Origin of the sequence: Limosilactobacillus frumenti DSM 13145 (assembly GCF_001436045.1) — a bacterium.
Classification (GTDB): domain Bacteria; phylum Bacillota; class Bacilli; order Lactobacillales; family Lactobacillaceae; genus Limosilactobacillus; species Limosilactobacillus frumenti.
Genome location: NZ_AZER01000018.1, coordinates 1 through 339, shown reverse-complemented (window position 1 = coordinate 339; position 339 = coordinate 1). Strand labels below are relative to the sequence as shown.

Sequence of the window (339 nt, the reverse complement as noted above, 5' to 3'; positions counted from 1 at the left end):
AGAAGTGGTCTTACCACCATCTGTAGTAGTTGCTGGAGAAGTGGTCTTACCACCATTAAGTACCGCTAAAGATGAATTTTGCTGTTCACCAGTTTCTTTTGAAGCATATGCTTGCCCAGAATTAGACACTACAATACTACCAAAAGCAAAACTTACAATAGCAGCAAATAACCATTTTTTACCAGCCTTGTACATTTTATAATGCTGTTTTCCTTCCATGAAGAACCCTCCTAAAAAATATTCATACTAATTATACAATAATTTGATATTAAACTCCATATAGTACCTCAATTGTCAAGTTAAGTGCAACACTAATGGCCTATTCTTATAATTGGTCTA

1 protein-coding gene is annotated in these 339 nt (G+C 34.2%); it reads right to left on the bottom strand.

What is annotated here, in order from left to right:
- The coding region (locus FD27_RS07360) for a KxYKxGKxW signal peptide domain-containing protein (RefSeq protein WP_057752076.1) at positions 1 to 219 on the bottom strand (219 nt) is incomplete at its 3' end.
- Positions 220 to 339: the final 120 nt, after the last annotated feature.